General features: G+C 66.8%; 24 protein-coding genes. 12 read left to right on the top strand and 12 right to left on the bottom strand.

What is annotated here, in order from left to right; translation table 11 throughout:
- Positions 1 to 21: 21 nt before the first annotated feature.
- Both ACZK45_RS05760 and ACZK45_RS05755 read left to right on the top strand, forming a co-directional pair.
- Positions 22 to 978, top strand: a complete 957-nt coding sequence (locus tag ACZK45_RS05760; protein ID WP_478445576.1) for a hypothetical protein — start codon at positions 22 to 24, stop codon at positions 976 to 978.
- On the top strand, positions 975 to 1,694 hold the full coding sequence (locus ACZK45_RS05755; protein ID WP_125895435.1) for a hypothetical protein: 720 nt from the start codon (positions 975 to 977) through the stop codon (positions 1,692 to 1,694). The genes ACZK45_RS05760 and ACZK45_RS05755 overlap by 4 nt, the downstream gene beginning before the upstream one ends.
- An 83-nt stretch (positions 1,695 to 1,777) precedes the next feature.
- On the opposite strand, the gene ACZK45_RS05750 is transcribed toward ACZK45_RS05755, so the two are convergent.
- The 7 genes from ACZK45_RS05750 to murJ all read right to left on the bottom strand — a co-directional run bounded on the left by ACZK45_RS05750 (position 1,778) and on the right by murJ (position 11,482).
- The gene (locus ACZK45_RS05750) at positions 1,778 to 2,443 is read right to left on the bottom strand and encodes a lysoplasmalogenase (protein ID WP_478445575.1); all 666 of its coding nucleotides are present in this window, start codon (positions 2,441 to 2,443) and stop codon (positions 1,778 to 1,780) included.
- Positions 2,440 to 4,323: a M61 family metallopeptidase gene (locus ACZK45_RS05745; protein ID WP_478445574.1), complete on the bottom strand. Its 1,884-nt coding sequence runs from the start codon at positions 4,321 to 4,323 to the stop codon at positions 2,440 to 2,442. The genes ACZK45_RS05750 and ACZK45_RS05745 overlap by 4 nt, the downstream gene beginning before the upstream one ends.
- 201 nt (positions 4,324 to 4,524) lie before the next feature.
- Positions 4,525 to 5,475 (bottom strand): 4-hydroxy-3-methylbut-2-enyl diphosphate reductase, encoded by a 951-nt coding sequence (gene ispH / locus ACZK45_RS05740; RefSeq protein ID WP_019337505.1) that lies wholly within the window; start codon positions 5,473 to 5,475, stop codon positions 4,525 to 4,527.
- Between the two features lie 27 nt (positions 5,476 to 5,502).
- Positions 5,503 to 6,027: a signal peptidase II gene (lspA, locus tag ACZK45_RS05735; RefSeq protein WP_049424357.1), complete on the bottom strand. Its 525-nt coding sequence runs from the start codon at positions 6,025 to 6,027 to the stop codon at positions 5,503 to 5,505.
- A complete protein-coding gene (gene ileS, locus ACZK45_RS05730) occupies positions 6,027 to 8,858 on the bottom strand; it encodes an isoleucine--tRNA ligase (RefSeq protein ID WP_478445573.1) in 2,832 nt (943 codons plus the stop codon). The genes lspA and ileS overlap by 1 nt, the downstream gene beginning before the upstream one ends.
- Entirely contained in the window at positions 8,855 to 9,802 is a 948-nt protein-coding gene (locus ACZK45_RS05725) for a bifunctional riboflavin kinase/FAD synthetase (protein WP_182267439.1), read from the bottom strand. Before ACZK45_RS05725 ends, ileS begins: the two co-directional genes overlap by 4 nt.
- A gap of 75 nt (positions 9,803 to 9,877) precedes the next feature.
- Positions 9,878 to 11,482 (bottom strand): murein biosynthesis integral membrane protein MurJ, encoded by a 1,605-nt coding sequence (gene murJ / locus ACZK45_RS05720; protein WP_125895443.1) that lies wholly within the window; start codon positions 11,480 to 11,482, stop codon positions 9,878 to 9,880.
- 117 nt (positions 11,483 to 11,599) lie between these two features.
- On the opposite strand from murJ, the gene rpsT reads away from it, so the two are divergent.
- Entirely contained in the window at positions 11,600 to 11,869 is a 270-nt protein-coding gene (rpsT, locus tag ACZK45_RS05715; protein WP_005408560.1) for a 30S ribosomal protein S20, read from the top strand.
- Between the two features lie 206 nt (positions 11,870 to 12,075).
- Here rpsT and cgtA read toward each other — a convergent pair whose 3' ends face one another.
- The 3 genes from cgtA to rplU form a co-directional block, all read right to left on the bottom strand.
- Complete coding sequence (cgtA, locus tag ACZK45_RS05710) at positions 12,076 to 13,128, bottom strand: Obg family GTPase CgtA (protein ID WP_032127584.1); 1,053 nt, start codon at positions 13,126 to 13,128, stop codon at positions 12,076 to 12,078.
- Between the two features lie 177 nt (positions 13,129 to 13,305).
- Complete coding sequence (gene rpmA / locus ACZK45_RS05705; protein ID WP_005415704.1) at positions 13,306 to 13,569, bottom strand: 50S ribosomal protein L27; 264 nt, start codon at positions 13,567 to 13,569, stop codon at positions 13,306 to 13,308.
- Positions 13,570 to 13,587: 18 nt separating this feature from the next.
- Positions 13,588 to 13,896 (bottom strand): 50S ribosomal protein L21, encoded by a 309-nt coding sequence (rplU, locus tag ACZK45_RS05700; RefSeq protein WP_005408557.1) that lies wholly within the window; start codon positions 13,894 to 13,896, stop codon positions 13,588 to 13,590.
- Positions 13,897 to 14,258: 362 nt separating this feature from the next.
- On the opposite strand from rplU, the gene uvrA reads away from it, so the two are divergent.
- From uvrA to ACZK45_RS05685, 3 genes are all read left to right on the top strand, one after another.
- A complete protein-coding gene (uvrA, locus tag ACZK45_RS05695) occupies positions 14,259 to 17,261 on the top strand; it encodes an excinuclease ABC subunit UvrA (protein ID WP_125895431.1) in 3,003 nt (1,000 codons plus the stop codon).
- Positions 17,261 to 17,668: an acyl-CoA thioesterase gene (locus ACZK45_RS05690; RefSeq protein ID WP_125895430.1), complete on the top strand. Its 408-nt coding sequence runs from the start codon at positions 17,261 to 17,263 to the stop codon at positions 17,666 to 17,668. Before uvrA ends, ACZK45_RS05690 begins: the two co-directional genes overlap by 1 nt.
- Positions 17,669 to 17,766: 98 nt before the next feature.
- Complete coding sequence (locus tag ACZK45_RS05685; protein WP_125895429.1) at positions 17,767 to 18,492, top strand: enolase; 726 nt, start codon at positions 17,767 to 17,769, stop codon at positions 18,490 to 18,492.
- Positions 18,493 to 18,733: 241 nt separating this feature from the next.
- Here ACZK45_RS05685 and ACZK45_RS05680 read toward each other — a convergent pair whose 3' ends face one another.
- On the bottom strand, positions 18,734 to 19,180 hold the full coding sequence (locus ACZK45_RS05680; protein WP_125895428.1) for a copper chaperone PCu(A)C: 447 nt from the start codon (positions 19,178 to 19,180) through the stop codon (positions 18,734 to 18,736).
- 34 nt (positions 19,181 to 19,214) lie between these two features.
- On the opposite strand from ACZK45_RS05680, the gene ACZK45_RS05675 reads away from it, so the two are divergent.
- From ACZK45_RS05675 to ACZK45_RS05660, 4 genes are all read left to right on the top strand, one after another.
- Positions 19,215 to 19,991, top strand: coding sequence for an enoyl-CoA hydratase/isomerase family protein (locus ACZK45_RS05675; RefSeq protein ID WP_032127589.1), 777 nt, complete (start codon positions 19,215 to 19,217; stop codon positions 19,989 to 19,991).
- Between the two features lie 127 nt (positions 19,992 to 20,118).
- Positions 20,119 to 21,039, top strand: coding sequence for an acyl-CoA thioesterase II (gene tesB, locus ACZK45_RS05670; protein ID WP_004148214.1), 921 nt, complete (start codon positions 20,119 to 20,121; stop codon positions 21,037 to 21,039).
- Between the two features lie 4 nt (positions 21,040 to 21,043).
- On the top strand, positions 21,044 to 21,553 hold the full coding sequence (locus ACZK45_RS05665; protein WP_032127591.1) for a pathogenicity-like protein: 510 nt from the start codon (positions 21,044 to 21,046) through the stop codon (positions 21,551 to 21,553).
- A 208-nt stretch (positions 21,554 to 21,761) separates the two neighbouring features.
- Positions 21,762 to 22,979, top strand: coding sequence for an RNA polymerase sigma factor (locus ACZK45_RS05660; RefSeq protein WP_478445572.1), 1,218 nt, complete (start codon positions 21,762 to 21,764; stop codon positions 22,977 to 22,979).
- A gap of 51 nt (positions 22,980 to 23,030) precedes the next feature.
- Here ACZK45_RS05660 and ACZK45_RS05655 read toward each other — a convergent pair whose 3' ends face one another.
- A complete protein-coding gene (locus tag ACZK45_RS05655; protein ID WP_049398907.1) occupies positions 23,031 to 23,594 on the bottom strand; it encodes an EF-hand domain-containing protein in 564 nt (187 codons plus the stop codon).
- 156 nt (positions 23,595 to 23,750) lie between these two features.
- On the opposite strand from ACZK45_RS05655, the gene ACZK45_RS05650 reads away from it, so the two are divergent.
- Complete coding sequence (locus tag ACZK45_RS05650; protein ID WP_201118406.1) at positions 23,751 to 24,506, top strand: arginyltransferase; 756 nt, start codon at positions 23,751 to 23,753, stop codon at positions 24,504 to 24,506.
- Positions 24,507 to 24,544: 38 nt separating this feature from the next.
- Positions 24,545 to 25,750: an endonuclease/exonuclease/phosphatase family protein gene (locus ACZK45_RS05645; protein WP_478445571.1), complete on the top strand. Its 1,206-nt coding sequence runs from the start codon at positions 24,545 to 24,547 to the stop codon at positions 25,748 to 25,750.
- Positions 25,751 to 25,804: the final 54 nt, after the last annotated feature.

The following is a 25,804-nucleotide window of genomic DNA, read 5'->3' as shown; positions in this document are numbered from 1 at the left end:
CCACCGCGGTCCCCTTCCCCCATGAAAGCCTATCTCTGGTTCTGGGGCGCGTTCCTGCTGTTCTTCGCGTTGCCTTTTCCCTGCATTCTCTATTTCGGCACTTCGTGGCCGGTAGCGCTGGTCGACCGCAGCGCACCGTGGCTGGCACTGTTGCTGCTCGCACTGTCGATGGTCCTGTGGCTGACGCTGCTGTTCGCCTTCCTGCACTACCTGTTGCTGGGGCCGCCACGCGCACTGCACCGGGTGCAGTCGATCCTGGCCGACGGTGAACCGCGCAGTGCGCTGATCGAACAGGCCGAACAGACCGGCGTGCAGGTGCGTGGGTTCGCGCAATGGAAACTGCAGTTGTCCTTCAAGAACCTGTCCGGTACGCCGGTCCGCGAACAGATGCTGGTGGTCGACAGCAAACCCCAGCTGCATCGCTTCGAGGCCGGCAGGCACATTGATGCACGCCTGGGGCGGACACCCGGAGCATTCCCCAACATCGTGCTGGACGGTGCCCAGCCCGAACTGAATGTCGCCAGCCTGTGGCGGCGCGGCATCGGTGCAGCACTCGGCATCGCCATCGTTGCCGCTGCCTATGTGTGGGCCTACCAGCTGCAGAGCGAGGGGCTGGGCTGGACCTTCCTGTCGTTCGGTCACCCGCTGCTGGTGTGCCCGCTGGTGCTGTGTGGCTATGCGCTGGGCCTGCGCCTGCTCGGCCGCCTGCTGCACGCCGATGCCCGCGGCGATGCGCTGAAGTATCGCGGCATCGGCGTGGAGGCCAGGGTGTTGAAGGTGCGTCAGACCGGCACCTACCTCAACGAACAGCCGCAGGTGGAGTTCCAGCTGGAATACATCGACCGCGAAGGCAAGATGCAGCAGGCCCGCGTGCGCCGCTTCATCCCGCTGATTGAACTGGCCAACATCCCGCGCGAGCATGTGACGCTGCTGTACGACCCGGATGACCACAGCAACGTGCGCCTGGAGGGAGTATGAAACAGCCGCCCTCAACCCGCACCGTGTTCCTGGTACTGCTGCTGGTTCTGGCGGGCGTGGCCGTTGCCGGCGGCGCCCTGCAGACCATCAGCGAAACGCTGGGGCATTCGGTACAGCCGGACCGGTTGCCCGCGTCCGTCTCGTCCCAGTCGCCGCGCGAGCAATCCGCATCGCTTGTGCCGTCCCCGGCGCCCTTCCCCGCCGCGGGCACCGCTGGAGCGCCCGAGCGCAACAACCGCCTGTTCGATGCGGACTACCTGCTGGCTGCCCGTCAGGCACTGGAGCAGATGCCAGCGCTGGCTGGCCAGCGGCTGACGGTCTTCCACAGCATCCACTTCTACGACGATGGCCGCATCAACCTCGATCTGGTCGATCCGCAACAGCCGGGCCACGTCGACAGCTATCACTTTGAACGTGGCCAATGGCGCAAGGGCAATCCGGTGAACCCGCAGCAGTTTGCGCCGACCATCAGCCTGCAGCGCAGCAGCACATCCCTGGCCAGCATCGATTTCGAGGCTGTGCCGCGCGTGGCGCAGGCGCTGCAGGAACAGCGCAATGCGCTGCAGAACCCCGCATCTGAAGTCGGCCACGTCTACGTGATCGTGCGCAAAGCCGGCAAGCTGGTATGGCTGCCGGACGAAGTCGCCGGTGACCGCGAATCCGTGCGCCTGCAGTTCGATGCGCAGGGCGCCCTGCGCGGCGTGAGCCGCCGGTAGGCCACACAAAAAAGGGGACGGAGGGGATTAAGTCGTATGTGCCTTGGTGCGGTTTGCGACTTAATCCCCTCCGTCCCCTTTTTCTATTTCACCGAGCGCGCGATGGCGTACTGCGCGGCGTAGTACGTGGACAGCACCAGCAGGCTGGCCAGCGGCAGGCCGCCGGCGAAGCGGTCCCAGGCCAGCAGTGAATCGCTGGCGACGAACAGCAACGCACCGGCGGCGGCCCAACGGGCACTGGCGGCCTCCATGGCGTCAGGCTGCGGGCGGCGCCACTGCCGTGCCAGCGCCAGCACCGCCATCGATGCCAGCACCACCACGTACGCCAGCACCGGAATACGCATCGGTGCGGGCAGGTGTGGCCACAGGCCCAGCACGTTGAGCACGGCAAACGCACCGAGCAGGACGCTGGCGCCGACCAGCCCACGCCCGGCACGCAGGCCTCCGCGGAAGGCGATGATGTAGCAGACATGCGCCAGCAGGAATGCGACCAGCCCCGGTACGAACGCATCCATTGGCAACATCAGCGCGATGTCACCCACGCACGAGAGCAGCATGCCGGCCAGCACCGCGCGGCGGTAGAACGGCTGCACCGGATCATGCACGCGCCAGGCGATGGCAGCGATCAGCAGCGTGGTGGCCGGCTTGGCCAGCCAGTGCAGCCAACGCCCATCGCCGTGCAGGAACGCGCCCACGATGGCGAGGATCGCCATCAACAGGATCACGCCATCGCGGGCGCGCGGCTTCATCGCGCCTTCCACAGATCCGCCAGGCGGTCAGGCTTGCCGGCGATGCGCTCCAGCACCGGGTACTGCAGGCCACCGTGGTAGGCGATGCTCATCGTTTCGATGCGATCGAACTGCTTCACCAGCAACACGATCGGCGCCTTGTCCTTTGCTGCGGCGGCGACTGCATCCTTCAAGCGCTGGCTGCTGTATTCACGGCCGCCAACCGCGATCACCTTCATGCCCGGTGCAAGACCGGCGTTGAACGCCGGACTGTCCCAGATCACGTCACCGACCGTGCCGTTGTCGAGCACGGTCGCACCCAGTGAGTACGCCAGCAACGCGGCCTTGGCGCGCTTTTCCTGCGCCTTGTAGGCGTCGTTCGGGGTATCGCGGTAAACCAGCTTCCAGCCCGCCAGTTCCAGGCCACCGGTCAACGAACCATGGCCATCCAGGCGCCCGCGCAGGAACGTCGCCCAGTCGTACGGCGCGATGCCGTTCAAGGTCGCGACCACATCATCGAAGGTGTACGGATTGACGTCCCAATTGCCATTGCCGACGCCGAAGAACGCACGTGCGAAGTCGTCCAGGCTGCGGCGATTGCCGCTCAGTTCGCGCAGCTTGCCCTCCACTTCCAGCCACAGCATCTGGCCGCCGGAGTAGTAGTCCTCGCTCATCTGGTAGTTGCGGTAGGGCAACGTGCGGCGCTGGGCGATGGTCGGGTCGTTCGTGGTGTCCTGCAGCGGCCGCCAGGCCAGGCCCGGGCGACCACGGTCATAGGTTGCGGCCACGTTGGCCAGCATGTCGCGCGCCTGTGTGGTCGACCACAGGCCCGAACGCGCCGCCAGCACCTGGCCCCAGAACTGGGTCTGGCCCTCATACACCCACAGCAGGCTGTCGCCCATCGGCACGTTGAAGTTGGCGGTGGCCAGATCGGCGCCGCGACGGTACTTCCCGTTCCACGAATGGGTGTACTCATGTGGCAGCAGGTCGCGCATCCACGCGTTGCTGTCCCACTCTGTGAAGTAGCCTGGATCGGCACTGTTCTCGCTGGAGCGGTGATGCTCCAGGCCGATGCCGCCAAGGCGGTCGGTCAACGCCAGCAGGAACTCATAGTGGTTGTAGTGGCGCGCGCCATAGAGTTTGTCGGCCTGCTGCACCAGCGCGCGGTGCATCGTGATCTGTGCCTCGCTCGGCTTCAACGACTTGGCCTCGTCGGCGAACACATTGAGGTGCACCGGCACCTCCGCACCCGGGTCGAGATCGATGCGCTGGTAGTGCTCGCCGGCGAACAACGGCGAATCAACCAGATGGTCATACGAAATCGGCTTGAACACCACGGTGTCGCCGTCACGGCGCGCGGTCTCCAACGCGGTGGCGAATGACCAGCCCTTGGGCAGCGTCACGCTGGCCTGCGCCTGCAGCTGGCGCGCATCGACACCGGCCGGATACAGCGAGTTGGCGTTCCACTGCAGGTTGAGCATTTCCGGAGTCATCACCACCCGGCCCTGGCTGCCGCCCTGCGAGGAAAGGAAATCGAAGTGGGCGACGATCTCGCTGACACCCTCGGGCACGTTCACCTTGAACGCATAGACGTTGAACTGGTCGCGCTGCCAGGCCAGCGGCTTGCCGTTGGCGGTCACGCGCAGGCCGGCCAGTTTGTCGATCGGGCCGGTGGGCGAATGGTTGCCGGGAATCCACTGCGGGTACAGCAGGGTCATCGGGCCGGGTTTGGCCGGCACCGTGGCGGTCACCTTGAAGATGCGGCGCGCGAGGTCGCGTGCATCCACGTCGATGCGCAGCAGGCCAGGGGCCGCGGCATCGCCCGGCGGCGAGGTCTGCGCCAGCGCGGGCGTGGCCGCCAGCGCGAACAGCAATGACATGGCCAAGGCTCGGGTCTTCATCGGGCAGGTTCCAACAACGGAGAATCTTCCGATGCTAGGCCTGTGCGATGCAGGGCCCCATGGCCAAAGGTCATGGGCGCGCGCCCATCCGTGCATGCCCAGAAGCGTGCGAACCAAGGTTCGCACCCACCTTGTGCTGGTTCGCACCCACCAGAGCAGTTTCAGTAGATCCACGCCATGCGTGGATGAGGCGCTTCGCGGTCAGTCGACCAGGCGCAGGCGCAGTTCCTTCGGCAGCGCGAACACCATCGATTCAGGTTCGCCGTCCAGCTCGCCCACGCCGCTGGCGCCCAGCTCGGCCAGGCGCGCCAGCACGCCATCGACCAGCACCTGCGGCGCCGAGGCACCTGCGGTCACGCCGATATGCTGCTTGCCTGCCACCCACGCCGGGTCGATCTCGTGCGCGCCGTCGATCAGGTACGACTCCACGCCCTCACGACGGGCCAGCTCGCTCAAGCGGTTGGAATTGGAACTGTTCGGCGAGCCGACCACCAGCACCAGGTCGCAGCGTTTGGCCAGATCGCGCACGGCGTCCTGGCGGTTCTGCGTGGCGTAGCAGATGTCGTCGTTCTTCGGGCCCTGCATTGCCGGGAAACGCTCGCGCAATGCATCGATGATGCCGCGCGTATCGTCCACCGACAGCGTGGTCTGGGTGGTATAGGCGAAGTTTTCCGGCTGGTTGATGTGCAGCGTGGCAACCTGCTCGACATCCTCGACCAGATAGATCTGGCCGGTGCCGGCTTCGCGGTTCCACTGGCCCATGGTGCCCTCCACTTCCGGGTGACCGGCGTGGCCGATCAGCACCACGTCACGGCCGGCACGGCAGTGGCGGGCCACTTCGAAGTGGACCTTGGTCACCAGCGGACAGGTGGCGTCGAACACCTTCAGGCCACGACGCTCGGCCTCCTGGCGCACGGCCTGGGACACGCCATGCGCGCTGAAAATGACCGTGTTGTTGTCCGGCACTTCATCGAGTTCCTCGACGAAGATCGCACCGCGCTGCTTCAGGTCGTCGACCACGAAGCGGTTGTGCACCACTTCATGGCGGACATAGATGGGCGCGCCCAGCGTTTCGATCGCGCGCTTGACGATCTCGATCGCACGATCGACGCCGGCACAGAATCCACGCGGGTTGGCGAGCAGCACATCCATCAGTTCAGTCTCCCGGCAGCGGCCGGCTTACGGTTTCGGGTTGGCATTATCCGCCTTTTTGGCGGACTTGCCGTCGAACAGGCCAAACAGGGCGATGCCGATGGCACCCACCACGATGGCCGAATCGGCGATGTTGAACGAGGGCCAGGTGTAGCTGCCCACGTACCACTGGATGAAGTCGACCACATGGCCATGCACCTGGCGGTCGATCACGTTGCCGATGGCGCCGCCGATGATCAGCGCGTACGGCACCGCGGCCTTCCAGTTGCCGCGGGCAGTGCTACGCAGCCACCAGGCCATCAGGCCGCTGATGACGATCGCCAACACGGTGAAGAAGTGTTTCTGCCAGCCACCGGCGTCGCTCAGGAAACTGAACGCGGCACCGGTGTTGTAGGTGCGGTACCAGTTCCAGAAGCCGTCGATGACCACCACCGGCTGGAACTCCGGCAGGCTCGACAACACCCAGGCCTTGGACCACTGGTCCAAGCCGATGATGGCGGCCGACAGCAGCAGCCAGACCAGGGCGTTCGGATGCGGACGGGGCGCGGCCATCAGAACCAGCTCCGCACTTCACCGGCGCCGGTGATGTTGCTCACGCAGCGACCGCACAGTTCCGGGTGGTCGGCGTTGCTGCCAACGTCGGCGCGGTGGTGCCAGCAGCGCACGCACTTGGCCTTGGTGGTCGGCTGGGCGCTGACGAACACCTCGTCGGTGGTCGCCGGGCGCACCTGCACGTCGCCACTGATGAACAGGAAACGCAGTTCATCGGCCAGCGGCTGCCAGCGCGCGGCCTGCTCTTCGCTGGCGGCGATCGTGATTTCCGCTTCCAGCGCGGCACCGATCGCGCCGTTGGCACGCATCGGCTCGAGCACCTTGGCCACCTGCTCGCGCACGGCCAGCAGCTGGTCGAAGTCGGCGGCATTGAGCTGGGCATCAGCCGGCAGCGGCGCCAGGCCGTCGTACCAGGTGGTGAACAGCACATGGCCGGCATGCTCGCCCGGCAGATAGCCCCACAGCTCGTCGGCGGTGAAGGTCAGGATCGGCGCCACCCAGCGGGTGAACGCTTCGGCGATGTGGTACATCGCGCTCTGTGCCGAACGGCGACCGTGCGAATCGGTCGGCATCGTGTACAGGCGGTCCTTGGTCACGTCCAGGTACAGCGAGCCCAGGTCCACGCTGCAGAAATTCAGCAGCAGCTGCACGATCTCGGCCATGTTGTAGCCGTCGTAGGCCGCCTTGATCTTCTCCTGCAGCTCCCACGCGCGATGCACGATCCAGCGGTCCAGCGCGACCATCTGGTCGAGCGGCTGCAGGTGCTGGGCCGGATCGAAACCGTCCAGGTTGCCGAGCAGGAAGCGTGCGGTGTTGCGCAGGCGACGGTAGGCGTCGGCGTTGCGCTTGAGGATCTCCTGCGACAGCGACATCTCGTTGCTGTAGTCGGCCGAGGCGATCCACAGGCGCAGGATGTCCGCGCCCAGCTTGTTCATGATGTCCTGCGGCTCGATGCCGTTGCCCAGCGACTTGGACATCTTGCGGCCGTGCTCGTCCACGGTGAAGCCGTGGGTCAGGCACTGCTTGTACGGCGCGCGCTTGTCGATCGCCACGCCGGTCAGCAGCGAGGACTGGAACCAGCCGCGGTGCTGGTCGGAACCTTCCAGGTACAGGTCGGCCGGCTTGCCGAAGCCACGCGCCGCAAGCACGCCTTCATGGGTCACGCCCGAGTCGAACCAGACGTCGAGGATGTCGGTGACCTTCTCGTAGTCGGCCGCTTCGGCGCCCAGCAGTTCAGCAGCATCCAGCGAATACCACACGTCGATGCCCTCAGCCTCGACGCGGTCGGCGACCTGCTGCATCAGCTCCACCGAACGCGGGTGGATCTCGCCGGTCTGGCGATGGGTGAACAGTGCGATCGGCACGCCCCAGGTGCGCTGGCGCGAGATGGTCCAGTCCGGGCGACCGTCGACCATGCTCTGGATGCGCGCCTTGCCCCAGGTCGGGAACCAGCCGACGGTGTCGATGGCGGCCATCGCATCGTTGCGCAGGTTGGCCTTGTCCATCGAGATGAACCACTGCGGGGTGGCGCGGAACACCACCGGCGTCTTGTGGCGCCAGCAGTGCGGGTAGCTGTGGCGGATCGGGTGGAAGGCCAGCAGCGAACCGTTGTCGCGCAGCACGCCGACGATGGCCTCCTGCGCCTTCCACAGGTGCTGGCCAGCCAGCACCACGTCACCGGCCGGCGGGGTCGATTCCAGGTACACGCCACGGCCGTCGATCGGGGTCACCTGGCCGGCGTTGTACTTGTCCAGCAGGCCGTACTTCTGGCTGACCACGAAGTCTTCCTGGCCGTGGCCGGGGGCGGTGTGCACCGCACCGGTACCGTCCTCGTCGGAGACGTGCTCGCCGTTGAGCACCAGGATCTCGCGCTCCGGGTAGAACGGGTGCACCAGCAGCTGGCGCTCCAGCGCGGCACCGGTGGTTTCACCGTGCAGCACCACTTCGTCCACGCCGTAGCGCTGCAGTGCGCGCTCAGCCAGGGCCGCGGCCAGCACCAGCCAACGGCGCTTGCCGTTGTGCGCCGGGCCTTCGGCCAGCACGTAGTTGATCTCCGCGCCCAGCGACACCGCCAGCGAAGCCGGCAGCGTCCACGGGGTGGTGGTCCAGATCGGCACGGCCACTTCCACATCGGCCGGCACGCTCACGCCGAACGCCTGGCCGATGGCCTGCGCATCGCGCGCGGCGTAGGCGACGTCGATCGCCGGCGATTCCTTTTCCTGGTACTCGATCTCGGCCTCGGCCAGCGCCGAGCCACAGTCGAAGCACCAGTACACCGGCTTGGCGCCACGCACCAGGTGGCCATTGGCCACGACCTTGGCCAGCGCACGGATCTCGTTGGCTTCGAAGTCGAAGCTCAGGGTCTTGTACGGGTTGTCCCAGTCGCCGGTCACGCCCAGGCGCTTGAAGTCCACGCGCTGGATGTTGATCTGCTCTTCGGCGAACTCGCGGCACTTCTGGCGGAATTCGACGGCGTCGAGCTTGGTGCCGACCTTGCCCCACTTCTTCTCGACCGCGATTTCGATCGGCAGGCCATGGCAGTCCCAGCCCGGCACGTAGGGCGCGTCGAAGCCGGCCAGGTAGCGCGACTTGACGATGATGTCCTTCAGGATCTTGTTGACCGCGTGGCCGAGGTGGATGCGGCCGTTGGCGTACGGCGGGCCGTCGTGCAGCACGAACAGCGGGCGGCCGGCGGCGTTGTCGCGCAGCTGCTGGTAGAGCCCCTGCTCTTCCCACCGCGCCAGAATGCCCGGCTCGCGCTTGGGCAGGTCGCCGCGCATCGGGAATTCGGTGGCTGGCAGGTTCAGGGTGGTCTTGTAGTCCTGGCTCACGCAGTGGCTCGCAATCTATGTTCGGAAAGGATGGCGCGCGCCTGTTCGGCATCGCGGTGCATCTGGTCGGTCAGTGCCGCCAGATCATTGAATTTCTCTTCGTCGCGCAACTTGGCGACGAACTCTACGTCGATGTGGCGCCCGTACAGGTCGCCCTGGAAATCAAACAGGTGCGCTTCCAGCAGCGGCTCCACGCCGTCCACCGTCGGCCGCGTGCCGAAGCTGGACACCGACGGCCACGGCTGGTCGAACACGCCGTGCACCCAGGTTGCGTAGATGCCCGACAGCGCCGGCGTCTTCGGGAACCGCAGGTTGGCAGTGGGGAAGCCCAGCGTACGACCAAGCTGGCGGCCGCGCACCACCCGCCCGCTGATCGCGTACGGACGCCCGAGCAGATCGCCGGCACGGGCGAAGTCGCCGTCCCGCAGCAGCTGGCGGATGCGGGTGCTGGAGATGCGCTCGCCGTGCAGATCGACCGCTTCGATCTCGCCGGCGCTGAAGCCGAGCTCGGCGCCGAGCTGCTGCAGCAGGGCCAGGTCGCCGCGGCGGCGGTTGCCGAAGCAGAACTCCGGCCCGATCCAGACCTCACGCGCACTCAGGCGATTGACCAGCAACTGGCGCACGAAGGTCTCGGCCGGCATCGCCGCCATCGCCGCGTCGAAACGCAGCAAGCCGATCGCATCGACACCCAGCTCGCGCAGGATCTCGACCTTGCTGCGCGCCAGGGTCAGCCGCGGCGGCGGCGTGCCCTGGGCGAAGAATTCACGCGGCAGCGGCTCGAACGCCACGGCCACCGCGGCCACGCCCAAGGCGCGCGCGCGGGCAACCGCGTGGCGGACCAGCGCACGATGGCCCAGGTGGAGGCCGTCGAATGCACCGATACAGACCACGCTTCCGTTGGGGAACAGCTCCCCGCCCTCGACGCTTCTGAACAGCCTGCTCATCAACTCTCGTTCCGGCCCGACCGGGGCCGCTGCTTCAATGGTGTAACCCTGAAGTATAGCCGCCACGGGCCGCGATCAATGCCCACGCAGGTCGCGCGGGCGGAAGCCCATCGCCAGCATGGCCACCGCATAGGTCGCGCCACCGCCGCCGACCAGCAGCATCAGGCCACCGATACGGTGCCATTTGTCCATGACGGTGAAGTCGGGAACCCAATGCAGCAGGGCCAACAGCACGCCGACCATGGCCGCACAGGCCAGCAGCAGCCGCACCAGATAGCCGCCCCAGCCCGGCCGGCGCTGGTAGACATCGGTCTTGCCCAGCCAGTACCAGAGCAGGCCCAGGTTCAGGTAACTGGACAGTGCGCTGGCGATGCCCAGCGCCAGGTGCAGGCCCGGCTGCTTGCCGATGGCCGCCATCACGCCCTGCGCCTTCAGCTCGTCCGGCACCATGACCTGGTACAGCACGGCCAGCAGGGCGAAGTTGAACACCATGTTGGCCACCAGCGCGGCCACACCGGCGCGCACCGGGGTCTTGGTGTCCTGGCGCGCATAGAACGCCGGCAGCACCACCTTCAGCAGGGCGAACGCCGGCAGGCCGAAACTCAGGCCGTACACCGACAGCGCGGTCATGCGGGTATCGAAGGCGGTGAACTGGCGGTACTGGAACAGAGTGGCGATCAGCGGCTCGGCCAGCAGCAGCAGGCCCAGCATGGCCGGCACCGAGATCAGCAGGGTCATCCGCAGGCCCCAGTCCAGCGAGCGCGAGAAACCCTCGCGGTCGGTGCTGACGTGATGGCGGGCCAGCGCCGGCAGGATCACCGTGCCCAGCGCCACGCCGAACACACCCAGCGGCAGCTCCAGAAAGCGATCGGCCAGCGACAGCCACGACTGCGAGCCGTCGGTCAGCTTGGCCGCGATGAGGGTATCCAGCAGCAGGTTGATCTGCGCCACCGACGAACCGAACAGGGTCGGCACCATCAGCGTCAGCACCTTGCGCACGCCCGGATGGCGCCAGCCCCAGCGCGGCAGGGTCAGCAGGTTGATGCCCTTCAGCGAGGGCAGCTGGAACAGCAGCTGCAGGATGCCGGCGGCGAGTACCGCCCAGCCCAGCGCCAGGATCTGTTTTTCCGGGGTGCCGCCCAGCTGCGGCGCCAGCCATAGCGCACCGGCGATCATGCACAGGTTGAGGATGACCGGGGTCAGCGCCGGCATCGCGAAACGCTGGAAGCTGTTCAGCGCGCCACCGGCCAGCGCGGTCAACGAGACGAACAACAGGAACGGGAAGGTCAGGCGGAACAGGTCGACCAGCAGGGTCTGCTTGACCGGGTCGGTATCAGCACCACTCGAGAATGCGACCGCCAGCTGCGGCGCGAAGATCAGCGCCAGCGCGGTAACCAGCATCAGCACCCCACCCAGGGTGCCGGCGGTGCGGGCCATCAGTTCACGCAGCTCGGCATGGCTGCGGGTTTCCTTCACTTCCGTGAACACCGGCACGAAAGCGGTGGCGAAAGAGCCTTCGGCGAACAACCGGCGCAGGAAATTGGGTACCCTGAAGGCAACCCAGAACGCATCGGTAACCGCATTGGTGCCGAACGTGGTGGTGATCACCTGGTCACGGACAAGTCCGAGCACCCGCGAGACCATGGTCATGCTGCTGAACGACAGCAGGCCTCGCAACATCTTCGGTGAACTCACTCAGCGTCCCTCTTGACAATCGACTTGACGTGCATTTCTCGGGCCATCATACTAGCTAGCTTGCTGTTCCCATAACACCGATTTTTTCAGGAAACCACCACCGTGGCCAATATCAAGTCCGCCAAGAAGCGCGCCAAGCAGACCGTCGTGCGCAACGCGCGCAACGTGGCTCAGCGCTCGATGCTGCGCACCGCTGTCAAGAAAGTGATCAAGGCGCTGGACGCCAACGATGCCGCCGGCGCCGAAGCCGCCTTCGCCGTTGCCCAGCCGATCCTGGATCGCTTCAGCGCGCGTGGCCTGATCCACAAGAACAAGGCTGCTCGCCACAAGAGCCGCCTGAACGACCGCATCAAGGCCCTCAAGGCCGCCTGATCCGGCGTTGCCGCCCTGCCCCTTCGGGGGTCGGGCAGCAGAAAAGAACCCGGCCCCGGCCGGGTTTTTTGTTGCCTGCGATCCACGCGATCCGGTAGTGCCGGCCGCTGGCCGGCAACCCCGAGGAATGCCGGCCCGCGGCCGGCACTAATGGAAAATGAAAAACCCGGCCGAAGCCGGGTTTTTCGCATGGAACCACAACAGCATTACTGCGCGTTGCGGGCTTCCAGCTCGTCTTCCTTCTGGCGATCGAAGAAGGCCATGATCCGGCTCATGATCGGGAAAGTACCTTCGCGGCCCAGCGCGGAGACCAGGAACCACGGCTCCTTCCAGCCCAGCTCGGCAACGATCTGTTCGGCCGCAGCCTTCGCTTCGTCTTCGAACATCAGGTCGGCCTTGTTCAGCACCAGCCAGCGCGGCTTCTGCAGCAGCTCCGGATCATGCTTTTCCAGTTCGCGCTCGATCGCGCGCACCTGCTCGACCGGGGAAATGCCTTCCACCCCACCTTCCATCGGCGAGATGTCCACCAGGTGCAGCAGCAGGCGGGTGCGCTGCAGGTGGCGCAGGAACTGCGCACCCAGGCCGGCACCGTCGGCAGCGCCTTCGATCAGGCCGGGAATGTCGGCAATCACGAAGCTGCGGTAGTTCTCCACCTTCACCACACCCAGGTTCGGGTACAGCGTGGTGAACGGGTAATCGGCCACCTTCGGCGTCGCCGCCGAAACGGCACGGATCAGGGTGCTCTTGCCAGCGTTGGGGAAGCCCAGCAGGCCGACGTCGGCCAGCAGCTTCAGCTCCAGCTTCAGCGTGCGCTCTTCGCCCGGCTCGCCCGGCAGCGCCTGGCGCGGCGAGCGGTTGGTCGAGCTCTTGAAGTGCATGTTGCCGAGGCCACCACGACCGCCCTGCGCCACCAGCAGGCGATCACCATGCTGGGTCAGGTCGCCGATGATTTCATCGGTGGCGACGTTGATCACCACGGTGCCGACCGGCACGGTGATGGTCAGGTCTTCGCCGCCCTTGCCATAGGCCTGGCGGCCCATGCCGTTCTCGCCACGCTGCGCCTTGAAGATGCGGTCATGGCGGAAGTCGACCAGGGTGTTCAGGTTTTCGTCGGCGCGGATGTACACGCTGCCGCCCGCACCGCCGTCGCCGCCGTCCGGGCCGCCGAGCGGAATGAACTTCTCGCGACGGAAGCCAATGCAGCCGTTGCCGCCGTTGCCGGCGAACACTTCGATTTCTGCTTCGTCTACCAGTTTCATTGTTTCGATGCCTGCGATGGGCGCGGCCTGCCAGCCGTCGCCTTGAATGTTATGCCAGCCGCTGGCCGGCAACCCGGCCTGGCCGGTCTTGCTTTCACTCTAACGAAAAGCCCCGCCGAAGCGGGGCTCTTCATGCAGCACCCCCATGCCGAGGCACGGGTGCCGGCGATGCCTGGATCAGGCGTCGGCCGAGACGATGCTGACGGTGCGGCGCTTCTTGGCGCCCTTGACCGAGAACTCCACCTTGCCGTCCACGAGGGCGAACAGGGTGTGGTCACGGCCCAGGCCAACGCCCGAACCCGGGTGGAACTGGGTGCCGCGCTGACGCACGATGATGTTGCCGGCTTCGATGGCCTGGCCGCCGAAGATCTTGACGCCCAGGTACTTCGGGTTGGAGTCGCGACCGTTGCGCGAGGAGCCTACGCCCTTTTTATGTGCCATGACTGCTTCTCCTGATGCTTAGCCGGCGATGCCGGTGATCTCGATTTCGGTGTAGTACTGACGGTGACCCTGACGCTTCATGTGGTGCTTGCGGCGACGGAACTTGATGATCCGGACCTTGTCAGCACGACCCTGGGACAGGACCTTGGCGGTGACGGCAGCGCCCTTCAGCGCATCGCCCAGCTTCACGCCGTCGCTGTCACCCAGCATCAGGATGTTGTCAAACTTGATCTCGCTGCCGACTTCGACTTCGAGCTTTTCAATGCGGAGCTTTTCGCCCTGCGCCACGCGGTATTGCTTACCGCCGGTGACCAGTACTGCGTACATGACCAGGCCTTCCTCTGTAGTTATTGTGGTCTGAGCTGCCGCCATCGAGGGCGGACAGGAGCGGGATTGTACGCAGATCAGCGGGCGCGGGTCAAGTCAACCCCTGAACGGCCTGGAGACCGGGCCCTGTAGAGCCGGGCCATGCTCGGCTGAACGGCCCGGGGGTCCGGCCGGAACGGGGTCAGATCCCTTTTCACGTCGTGAAAAGGGATCTGACCCCTGCCTGTCGGCCTGTCTCATCAGGTGAGACATCGGGCTGGCATTGTCGCCCATTGCCCCCATCTGGTCACCTCGGTAGGCTGACCGATTGCCGTTCCCTGCTGGCCCGGCACCCAGCCAACGCCCCCACAACCGGATCCCCCATGGCGATGGATTTCATCCGCATCCGCGGCGCGCGGACGCACAATCTGAAGAACCTCGACCTCGACCTGCCCCGCGACAAGCTGATCGTGATCACCGGCCTGTCCGGTTCGGGCAAGTCCTCGCTGGCGTTCGACACCATCTATGCAGAAGGCCAGCGCCGCTACGTCGAGTCGCTGTCGGCCTATGCGCGCCAGTTCCTGAGCGTGATGGAAAAGCCGGACCTGGACCACATCGAAGGCCTGTCCCCGGCCATCTCGATCGAGCAGAAGTCGACCTCGCACAACCCGCGCTCGACGGTCGGCACCATCACCGAGATCTACGACTACCTGCGCCTGCTGTACGCCCGCGTCGGCACCCCGCGCTGCCCGGACCACGGCTACCCGCTGGAAGCGCAGACGGTCAGCCAGATGGTCGACCAGGTGCTGACGCTGGACCCGGAACAGCGCTACATGCTGCTGGCGCCGGTCATCCGCGACCGCAAGGGCGAACACGCACAGGTGTTCGACCAGCTGCGTGCGCAGGGCTTCGTGCGTGTGCGCGTGGACGGCGAGCTGTATGAAATCGATGCGGTGCCGCCGCTGGCGCTGCGCCAGAAGCACACCATCGAGGCGGTGATCGACCGCTTCCGCCCGCGCGAGGACATCAAGCAGCGCCTGGCCGAGAGCTTCGAGACCGCACTGAAGCTGGGCGATGGCATGGCCTCGGTGCAGAGCCTGGACACCGCCGACGCCACGCCGGCGCTGTTCTCCTCCAAGTACTCCTGCCCGGTGTGCGACTACTCGCTGCCGGAACTGGAGCCGCGCCTGTTCTCGTTCAACGCACCGATGGGCGCCTGCCCCGGCTGCGATGGCCTGGGCATCGCCGAGTTCTTCGATCCCTCGCGCGTGGTGGTGCATCCGGAGCTGTCGCTGGCCGCCGGTGCGGTGCGCGGCTGGGACCGCCGCAACGCCTACTATTTCCAGCTGATCGCCTCGCTGGCCAAGCACTACAAGTTCGACGTGGACGCCGCCTGGAACTCGCTGCCGGCCAAGGTGCAGCAGGCCGTGCTGTACGGCAGCGGCGACGAAACGATCACCTTCACCTACTTCACCGAAGCTGGCGGCCGCACCCAGCGCAAGCACCGCTTCGAGGGCATCATTCCCAACCTCGAACGCCGCTACAAGGAAACCGAGTCGCCGGCGGTGCGCGAGGAGCTGTCCAAGTACATCAGCGAACAGCCGTGCCCGGAATGCAATGGCGCGCGCCTGAACAAGGCAGCACGCAACGTGTTCGTGGCCGATCGCCCGCTGCCGGAGCTGGTGGTGCTGCCGATCGACGAGGCACTGAAGTTCTTCAGTGAACTGAGCCTGCCGGGCTGGCGTGGCGAGATCGCCGCGAAGATCGTCAAGGAGATCGGCGAACGCCTCGGCTTCCTGGTCGATGTCGGCCTGGATTACCTGACCCTGGAGCGCAAGGCAGACACCCTGTCCGGTGGCGAGGCACAGCGCATCCGCCTGGCCAGCCAGATCGGCGCCGGCCTGGTCGGTGTGATGTACGTGCTCGACGAGCCGTCGATCGGCCTGCACCAGCGCGACAACGAACGCCTGCTCGGCACCCTCACCCGCCTGCGTGACCTGGGCAATACGGTGATCGTGGTCGAACATGACGAGGATGCGATCCGGCTGGCCGACTACGTTCTGGACATCGGCCCGGGCGCGGGCGTGCACGGCGGCGAGATCGTCGGCCAGGGCACCCTGCAGGACATCCTGGAGGCACCGCGTTCGCTGACCGGCCAGTATCTGTCGGGCAAGCGCGCGATCGAGATTCCGGCGCGCCGGCACACGCCGAACCCGAAGATGACCCTGCACCTGCGCGGGGCGACCGGCAACAACCTGAAGGGCGTGGACCTGGCGATTCCGTCGGGCCTGCTGACCTGCGTGACCGGCGTGTCCGGCTCGGGCAAGTCGACCCTGATCAACGACACCCTGTTCTCGCTGGCCGCCAACGAGATCAACGGCGCCTCGCACCCGATCGCTCCGTACAAGGAAATCGATGGCCTGGACCTGTTCGACAAGGTGGTGGACATCGACCAGTCGCCGATCGGCCGCACCCCGCGCTCGAACCCGGCCACCTACACCGGCCTGTTCACGCCGCTGCGCGAACTGTTCGCACAGGTGCCCGAAGCGCGTGCACGCGGCTATTCGCCGGGCCGCTTCAGCTTCAACGTGCGCGGCGGCCGCTGCGAAGCCTGCCAGGGTGACGGTCTGATCAAGGTCGAGATGCACTTCCTGCCGGACGTGTACGTGCCCTGCGACGTCTGCCATGGCAAGCGCTACAACCGCGAGACGCTGGAGATCCTGTACAAGGGCTTCAACATCAACGACGTGCTGGAAATGACCGTCGAGGATGCGCTGAAGCTGTTCGAACCGGTGCCGTCGATTGCGCGCAAGCTGGAAACACTGGTCGACGTCGGCCTGAGCTACATCAAGCTGGGCCAGAGCGCGACCACGCTGTCCGGTGGTGAAGCGCAGCGCGTGAAGCTGTCCAAGGAACTGTCGCGCCGCGATACCGGCCGCACCCTGTACATCCTCGACGAGCCGACCACCGGCCTGCACTTCCACGACATCGAAGCGTTGCTGGGCGTGCTGCACAAGCTGCGCGACGAGGGCAACACGGTGGTGGTGATCGAACACAACCTGGACGTGATCAAGACCGCCGACTGGATCGTTGATCTGGGTCCGGAAGGCGGCCATCGCGGCGGCACCATCCTGGTCACCGGCACGCCGGAAGACGTGGCGGCCTGCCCGCAGTCGTACACCGGCCAGTTCCTTGCGCGCATGCTGCCGTCCACCCACGCGCGCCCGGAGCAGCCGGCCGCCGTGGCGAACAAGCCCGACGCCCGCCCGCCGCGCAAGGTGAAGCCTGAAAAGGCCGAGAAGCCGGCGAAGAAGGCCGTGGCTGCCAAGAGCACCGGCAAGACCAGCAAGACCGCCACTGCCAGCAAGAAGAAAAAGGACGCCTGATGAGCAGCGAACACAAGATCCTGGCCCGCATCCCGATCAGCGTGCGCTGGCGTGACATGGACAGCATGGGCCATGTGAACAACGCCAAGTACATCTCCTACCTGGAAGAAGCGCGCGTGCGCTGGATGCTGGGCGTGGAGGGTGTGTCGATGACCGACCGCATCGCACCCGTGGTGGCCGCGACCAACGTCAACTACCGGCTGCCGATCGTGTGGCCCAACGACATCCTGGTCGAGCTGTTCGTCGAGCGCCTGGGCAACAGCAGCGTGACCATCGGCCACCGCATCGTCGACCAGCAGGACGAATCGAAGCTCTATTCGGACGGCAACGTGGTGGTGGTCTGGATGGACACCCAGACCGGCAAGAGCGCACCGCTGCCGGAGGCGATCCGCAGCGCGTCGACCTGACGCGCCTGTGGTAGTGCCGGCCGCTGGCCGGCAACCTCCAGATGTATCGCGGATGCCGGCCAGCGGCCGGCACTACCGATCCAATTCAAAGGACTGACATGATCCACCAGACTGAACTGCGCGACCTGCTGCCCGGCATGGTCGCCTTCCCCACCGATGTCTTCCCCTCCGACCAGGCCTGGCTCGGCCAGCACCTGCTGCCGCTGCTGAAGATCGACCTCGGCGTGCTGCGCCCGGAACTGGCCGGCCAGGTGGCAACGATGCTGTGCCCGATCGAGCCGTATGACGGCTGCATCGGCGAGACCACAGAAGAACACCACAACGATTTCACCGGCACCAACTGGATCGCCTTCGAACTGACCGCCGGCAACGAGATGCGCTTCCTCGGCAACGCGGGCTATTTCATCGGTGATGCGGTGCAGGACAAGGATGCGCAGGAACACATCGCGCAGATGCGCGAGAGCTACGCCAAGGCCCGCGATTACCATGCCACGCATGGCCGTCTCGCCTGCTACTCGCGCTATGGCAAGGGTGAGGCCAGCGAGCGCGATTATCTGGATACGCTGGGTGGCCCGATCAGTTTCGGCAACTGGACCGAAACCGCAGAGATTCCCGCGGCATTCGAGCTGGGTTTCACCGAAGCTGCCGATGACCCCAACGCTGCGGACGATGCCGAAACAGTGATCATCACCCGCAATGGCAACAAATTCTTCGCCGTGGCCGACGTGGCCGGCTACAACTGGTGCGCCACCGGTGCCGATGCGATCGTGATGCTGTACGAGCCGGAAAGCCGCACGGTGCTGTTCTCGTTCGACTGGTCGTAAGCCCCCTGGTAGTGCCGGCCGCTGGCCGGCATTTCGCGTCCTGCCGGCCAGCGGCCGGCACTACCGGATATTCCGTTCGCGCCCAGCGTCCTCAACGCTACGGCAGCCATCCCAATCGTCGCTTCATCCGTAGAGTCGAGCTTGCTCGACTGCTGCAGGCCGGGGCCGTCGAGCAAGCTCGACGCTACGACGGCCATCCCAACCCCTTGCGTCAGCAGCAGCGTGCCGTTTCCCCGCGCGCTTACGGCGCGGCCTTGCGCACCACCAACGTCGCGCTCGCTTCGCCACCGCCTTCCAGCTGCAGCCGCAGCGGCAGCGCCTGGCCTTCCTTCAACGCGCCCTTGCCCTGCATCAGCATCAGGTGCAGGCCACCGGGCTTGAGCTCGGCGCGCGCGCCCGGTGCCAGCGGCAGACGCTCGATCGCGCGCATGCGGCTGACCCCATCGACGATCGTGGTCTCGTGCAGCGACACATCATTGAAGCTGCTGCTGGTCGCGCCAGTGATCGCCACCGCCTTGCTGCAGCCGTTGTGGATCACGCCGTAGCCGGCGGTCATCGGCATCGCCGGATTCGGTGGCAACCGCGCCCAGCCCTGCTCCACCGTGACGCAGTCCGGTTCCGCCGCCGACGCCGATGCTGCGGCCGCACACAGAACCAACAGTACGCCAACGAATGGTTTGGTTATCATCGCCCAGGTTCCTTCTTCGCAACGAGACCGCAGCATGACGACGCTCATCGAGGTGATCAACCATGGCCCCATCCGCGAACTGCGCCTGGCGCGGCCGCCGGTCAACGCACTGGACACCGAACTGTGCCGGCAGTTGATCCATGCCATCGAGCTGGCCATGGCCGAAGACGCGCACGGCATCGTGCTGTCGGGCAGCGAGCGCATCTTCACCGGCGGCATGGACGTGCCGCACCTGCTCTCGCATGGTGATGACAAGCACAAGTTGCTGGACACCTGGAACGCCTTCTTTGGCGCCGTGCGCACGCTGGCCGAGAGCCGGATCCCGGTGGTCGCGGCGATCACCGGCCACGCACCGGCGGGCGGCTGCGTGCTGGCCCTGTGCTGCGACTACCGGGTGATGGCGCGCAGCGCCGATCCGTCGCGGCCGTATGCCATCGGCCTGAACGAAGTGCAGGTGGGCCTGATCGCGCCGGAGGGCATCCAGCGCCTGCTGCGCCGCGCGGTGGGCGTACACCGCGCCGGCGTCCTGCTGACCACCGGCTCGCTGGTGCCGGCCGAACAGGCGCTGCAGATCGGCCTGGTCGATGAACTGGCCGAAGGCGACCTGGTGGTGGCGCGCGCCATCGCCTGGCTGCAGAACCTGCTCAAGCAGCCGCGCCAGCCGATGCTGCTGACCCGCGCCATTGCCCGTGCCGACCTGCACGAAGCCCTGCACCCGGACCTGATCCAGCTCGACCGCTTCGTCGAGGCCTGGTTCGCCCCGGACGCGCAGAATGCCCTGCAGGCGCTGGTCGCCCGGCTGGGCAAGTAACCGGTAGTGCCGGCCGCTGGCCGGCAACCGCAGGTGCCCCAGGAGGATCATGAGGTTGCCGGCCAGCGGCCGGCACTACCAATGATGGACTGGCCTGCAACGGTATAATCGGGGCCTCTTCATTGCTGTGGCCGCCCCCTTGAACGACACGCCCGAACCCGTCGTCTCCGAGCTGATCGACCTGCTCACCCTGGAGCGGCTGGAGGACAACCTGTTCCGCGGGCAGAGCCGCGACATCGGCACCAAGTACGTGTTCGGCGGCCAGGTGCTGGGCCAGGCGCTGGCTGCGGCGCAGGCCACGGTCGACAACGGGCGCCACGTGCACTCGCTGCACGCCTACTTCCTGCGCGCCGGCAACATCGACCACCCCATCGTCTACGACGTGGACCGTACCCGCGACGGCGGCAGTTTCTCGGTGCGCCGCGTCACTGCGATCCAGCACGGCAAGGTGATCTTCTTCTGCGCGGCCTCGTTCCAGCAGGCCGAGACCGGCGCCGAGCACCAGCACAAGATGCCCGAAGTGCCGCAGCCGGAAGACATCGAACCGAACCGCCCGCTGCCGGCCGAAGTGCTGGAGCGGCTGCCAATCAAGGTGCAGCGCTGGCTGTCGCGCGGCGGCCCGTTCGAGTTCCGCCACGTCTACCCGCGCGATGAACTCAACCCGCCCAAGCGCCCGCCCTACCACCAGGTGTGGCTGCGCCTGAGCGAGCCGGTCGGCGATGCGCCCGAGCTGCACCAGGCGCTGCTGGCCTATGCCTCCGACTTCCACCTGTTGGGCACCGCCACGTTCCCGCATGGCATCAGCTACTACCACCCGCACGTGCAGATGGCCTCGCTCGACCACGCGATCTGGTTCCACCGCCCGTTCCGCGCCGACGACTGGCTGCTGTACTCGCTGGACAGCCCCAGCGCGCAGGATTCGCGCGGCCTGGCCCGCGGCCAGTTCTTCACCCGCAATGGCGTGCTGGTGGCCAGCACCGCGCAGGAAGGCCTGATCCGCGTGGTTCCCGACCAGGCCGCGGCCGCCGCCGTGCCGGCCAAGGACTGATCCGATGCGCCAGATCTTCAGCAGCCAGCGTGTGGAAACCGTTGAAGGCGTCGCCGAGCTCCTGCGCGGGCATGGCATCGACGTCAAGGTGACCAATGGGCGCTCGTACAAGACCCGTCGCCGCGGCCAGTTCAGCTATACCGACCTGGGCAACGCCAACGCCTACCCAGCGGTGTGGATCGTGCGCGCCGACGACCAGCCGCGCGCGCGTGAAATCCTGCGCGAGGCGCGACTGCTCGACACCACCCGCCGCGACCATCCGACCGCCGAATTCGCCTTCCGCGACACCGCAGAGACGACCGGCGGCGGCCGTGGCTGGGCCTGGCGCATCCGCATCGCCCTGCTGGTGGTGATCGCCGGCGTGGCGCTGGTGATCGGCCTGCGCCATCGTGGCGCCCCGGCGCCGGTCGCACCGGCCCCTGCCCCGCAGACCCAGCCGCAGCAGGCGCAACCGGCTCCGCAGGCCGCACCGGAAGAGGAAGAAATCCGGGTTCGCATCCAGCCCTCGAAGTGACGCACGGGTAGTGTCGGCCGCTGGCCGGCAGCCGAAAAAGGGGACGGAGGGGATTAAGTCGTTTGTGGCACAAACGACTTAATCCCCTCCGTCCCCTTTTTTTGTCATGAGGTTGCCGGCCAGCGGCCGGCACTACCGTGCAGAAGGCCGGTCACATTCGGCGCGCGGCTCCGTCTTGGGACACAATCCCAGCAGGAGAGCCGCCGCCATGACGACGTTCGCCGCATCGATCGACCAGACACTGGAACGCGAACTGCCTGCCGCCGCCAGCGGTTGCCAGCACGCCTATGGCCGCATCGTGCTGGCCTGCCAGAACACGGTTACCGCCATCGCGCTGGCCATCACCCGCGATCGTCAGGCCAGTGAGGACATCGCCCAGGAGGCCTTCGTGAAGGGCTGGCAGCAGCTGCACCAGCTGCGCAGTTCGACCAGCTTCCTGCCGTGGCTGCGGCAGATCACCCGCAACCTGGCCCGCGACTGGCTGCGCGCGCAGCGCGGCCGGCCGCTGACCGGCGAGGCCGCCGAGGTGGCGATGGGCATGGCCGCCGACCCGGCCCCGGGCGCGGCCGACCGGCTGCAACGGGTGGAAGAAGAGATCGCCGCCGAGGACATCATTTCCGCGTTGCCGGCCGACAGCCGCGAAGTACTGTTGCTGTACTACCGCGAAGGCCAGCGCTCGCAGCAGGTGGCCGAGCTGCTTGGGCTCAATGACGCCGCCGTGCGCAAGCGCCTGTCGCGTGCCCGCGCGCTGGTGCGCGACGGCCTGCTGCAACGCTTCGGCGAGTTCGCGCGCAGCAGCGCACCCAGTGCCGCGTTCGCTACGGCGGTGGTTTCGATGGTACTGGTGGCTGCGCCCGGCACGGCCAGTGCTGCGGTGCTGCTCGGCACCGGTGTCGGCATCGGCGGCAGCAAGCTTGGCCTCGGCGGTGCCAGCGCTGCGGGCGGCACCGCGATGGGCTCGTTGACCGCCACACTGGGCCAACTGCACGTGCTGCCGGCCGAAAGCTGGGGGGCGGTCATTGGCGGCGTGGTCGGTGGTGCGATCGGCAGCTATCTGGGCGGACGCTTCCTGATGTCGTACACGGAAACGGCGTCCGAGCGCGCCGACGTGCGCCGCTTCCTCTACCTCAACATCATCACGGGCATGTTCTGGTGCCTGGCGATCCTGCTGGCTGTGATGCTGCAGGCGCCGGTCTGGGCGCAGCTGACGGTGCTGGCGGTAGGCCTGGGCGTGGTCAACTACCAGTGCCTGGTGCCGCTGCAGCGGGTGATGGCACCGATGATCGCGCGCGATTCGGCACGGCGCGGGCGCACCGGGACCAACTGGAAGTACGAAGCCATGTATGGCCGCACCGGCATCATCGCCATGAACCTGATGGTCATCGCGCTGGTGGTGTACTCACTGATGCGCAGCGGCCGCCTGTAACGGACAACGCCGGCAGTGCGCCGGCGTTGTCGTCATTCACTGCGTTGAACCTCAGCGCTGCGGCTTCGGCGCCGCGCCATCGCGCGGACCGCCGTGGCGCGGGCCACCGTGCATCGGGCCCTTGGCCGCGTCGAACTCGGCCTTGCTCAGCTGGCCATCCTTGTTGGTGTCGGCGGCGGCGAACCAGGCATCACGACGCTGCTTCATGCGCAGCTCGCGGTCGGCCTTGTCCAGGTAACCGTCCTTGTTGAGGTCGAGCTCGTCGAAGCGCGCGGCCAGGCGCGGATCGGCCTTGGCTTCCTCGCGGCTGATGCGGCCGTCCTTGTTGACGTCCAGCTTGGCCCAGCGCTCACCGCCGTGGCCACCACGGCGACCGTGCTGCCAGCGCGGCAGCTCATCGCGCGAGAGCTTGCCGTCCTTGTTCTTGTCCAGCTCGTCGAACTTCGCGGCCAGGCGCGGGTTGGCAGCGGCTTCGCTGCGGTCGATGACGCCGTCGCCGTTGGTGTCCAGCTTGGCCGGGCGCTGCGCCGGCGCAGTCGGGGCATCGGCGGCCAGCGCGATACCGGTAGCGGAAGTGCCGAGCAGCAGGGCCAGCAGCAGGGGGGTACGGATCATGAGGTCACTCCTGGGGATGGGAACAGCGTCGGGGTGATCACTTCACCCTCGGGGAACAACAACGCCCGGGCGCGACATCGGTTGACGCCACTGCCGGTTCCATTCATCCGGCGGACAGTCGCCACCACTGCGACAGGCTGGGGCTATGCTGTGCCCATGGCGATTCACGGCGACAGAGACGACGAACTGCGACTTTTCCAGACCGGCGAGCACCCCTGCGGGTACTGGTCGGACCGGGTGGCACGCGACCTGGTGCTGGATCCGCACGACCGTCGTCTCGGCGGCCTGTACCCGCTGGCACTGAGCTGGGGCTTCCGCCGCAGCGGCGACCTGGTCTACCGGCCGCATTGCGCGCACTGCCAGGCCTGCGTAGCGGTGCGCATCCCGGTGGCGCGCTTCGCCCCGGACCGCAGCCAGCGCCGTTGCGCGGCCCGCAATGAAGACCTGGAAGTACGCATCACCGCGGCCACCGCCCGCGATGACCTGTTCGCGCTGTATCACCGCTACCTCACCCATCGCCACGCCAATGGCGGCATGGATGACCACGGCCCGCACGAGTTCGAGCAGTTCCTGATCGGCAGCTGGTCACACACCCGCTTCATGGAGATGCGCCTGCCCGGCCACGATGGCCAGCCCAGCCAGCTGCTGGGGGTGGCGGTGACCGACGTCACCGAGCATGGCCTGTCGGCGGTCTACACCTTCTTCGACCCGGACCATGCCGCGCGTGGGCTGGGCACCTTCGCGATCCTGCAGCAGATCGAATGGGCGCGCCGCGAGGGCCTGCCGCACGTTTATCTGGGCTACTGGATCCGCGGTCACCAGAAGATGGACTACAAGCGCCGCTTCCATCCGCTGGAAGCCTACGATGGCCGCCGCTGGCACGATTTCGACAACGATCTGGACGGGCGCTGACAAACCGCTGACACCGGGCCGGGTGCACAATACGGCCCATGAACGCCAAACCCCTGATCCTCGCCCTGGCCCTGCTCTGCGGCGCCACCGCCCCCGCCTTCGCCACGTCCCCTGCGATGACCGAAAAGCCGTCCGCTGCGCTGCGCCTGGCCACCTACAACACCTCGCTGTACTCCGATGAGACCGGTGGCCTGATCAAGGAGCTGGAAGGCGACAGCGAGCACGCGCGCAAGATCGCCGCGGTGCTGCAGCAGGCACGCCCGGACCTGGTGCTGCTGAACGAGTTCGACTTCGACGACGCCCACCGCGCCGCCGACCTGTTCCAGAAGCGCTACCTGGAAGTGGCCCAGCCCGGCGGCGGCAAGCCGCTGCACTTCGCCTACCGCTACCTGGCCCCGGTCAACACCGGCGTGCCCAGCGGCCTGGACCTGGACAACAACGGCGTGGTCGGCGGCGAAGGCCGCAGCCGCGGCAACGATGCCTGGGGCTACGGCCTGCACCCGGGCCAGTACGGCATGCTGGTGCTGTCGCGCTACCCGATCGATGAAGCCAAGGTGCGCAGCTTCCAGCTGCTGAAGTGGAGCGCGATGCCGGGCGCGATCCGTCCGGTCGACCCGCGCACCGGCAAGAGCTTCTACAACGACCATGTGTGGTCGCAGCTGCGGCTGTCGTCGAAGTCACATTGGGACGTGCCGGTGAAGACCCCGGCCGGCGTGGTCCACGCGCTGGTCTCGCACCCGACCCCGCCAGTGTTCGATGGCCCGGAAAAGCGCAACGCCGCGCGCAACCACGACGAACTGCGCCTGTGGCAGGAATACCTGTCCAAGGGAGACAAGCCGTGGCTGTGCGACGACAAGGGCCAGTGCGGCGGCCTGGCGCAGGACGCGCGCTTCGTGATCCTCGGCGACCTCAACAACGACCCGGTCGACGGCGATGGCCGCCATGAGGCGATCGTCGAACTGATCGAGAACGCCCGCGTGTTGCGCTACCCCACCCCGCGCAGCGTTGGTGGCGAGCAGACCAGCCTGGCCTATGCGGCCAAGGGCATCGAGCGCAAGGGCGCACCGTTCCATGCCACCGGCGATTTCGGCCCGAAGTCCGGCACCATGCGCCTGGACTACGTGCTGCCCTCGACCGGTTTCGAGTACATCGGCAGCGGCGTGTTCTGGCCGGCCAATGAAAGCCCGGAAGCGAAGATCGCCGATGGCAGCGACCATCACCTGGTGTGGGTGGATGTGCGGTAGAGCAGCGTACCGACCAACGGTCGGTACCCACCGGGTTTCGGTAGGCGACGACCG

The sequence above is a fragment of the Stenotrophomonas sp. 63632_Sma genome, from assembly GCF_056482875.1.
The sequence above is the reverse complement of the archived record's forward strand: the minus strand, read 5'-3'. Positions and strand labels throughout refer to the sequence as shown.